Below are 766 nucleotides of genomic sequence, written 5' to 3' on the forward strand. Positions count from 1 at the left end.
ACGACCGGTACATGAAGTACCTGACCGGCTGCGCGAAGTTGTTCCGTGCGGGCTACACCGACGTCAATCAGTTCACGCTGGAGAAGTAACCGGCCCAGTAAAGCAATCGGCCCCGAACGGTTCACCGTTCGGGGCCGACTTGTCCCGCCCTACTTGACCAACGTGAACTGATTGACGTCGGTGTAGCCCGCACGGAACAACTTCGCGCAGCCGGTCAGGTACTTCATGTACCGGTCGTAGACCTCCTGGGACTGGATGGCGACCGCCTTGTCCTTATTGGCCTCCAGGTTGGCCGCCCAAATGTTGAGGGTCCGCGCGTAATGCTGCTGCAGCAGCTGCACCCGCTCGATCGTGAAGCCCGCCGCCTCGCCGAATTTGAAAATGTCTTCCTGCGCCGGGAGTTGTCCACCCGGGAAAATTTCCTGGCCGATGAATCGAGCGAATCGGATATCGCTCATCGTGATCGAAACACCGCGCTCGTGCTGCTGCTTTTGCGTGTAGGTCAAGATGGTGTGCAACAGCATTCGGCCGTCGTCGGGAAGGATCTCGTAGGCGCGTTCGAAAAATGCGGGATAGCGCTCCATCTTGAAAGCTTCGAAGGCGCCAATCGTGACGATCCGGTCGACATTGTCCTCGAACTCTTCCCAGCCCTGCAACCGCACCTCGATGTTGCGACTGGTCGGCAATCCGGCCAGCTTGTTCTTGCTGTACTCAAACTGATTGCGGCTCAGCGTGATTCCGATGACGTTGACGTCGTACTTCCCAA

The 766-nt window shown here is 58.1% G+C and carries 2 protein-coding genes; one reads left to right on the forward strand and one right to left on the reverse strand.

What is annotated here, in order from left to right; genetic code table 11:
• Nucleotides 1-89: class I SAM-dependent methyltransferase (locus tag A5646_RS28800; protein WP_156765532.1), on the forward strand; the 89-nt coding region annotated here is incomplete at its 5' end.
• A 60-nt stretch (nt 90-149) separates the two neighbouring features.
• Here A5646_RS28800 and A5646_RS06085 read toward each other — a convergent pair.
• On the reverse strand, nt 150-766 hold a 617-nt coding region (locus A5646_RS06085; protein WP_067020583.1), incomplete at its 5' end, for a class I SAM-dependent methyltransferase.

It is taken from the genome of Mycobacterium sp. 1245499.0, assembly GCF_001673615.1.
Classification (GTDB): domain Bacteria; phylum Actinomycetota; class Actinomycetes; order Mycobacteriales; family Mycobacteriaceae; genus Mycobacterium; species Mycobacterium europaeum_A.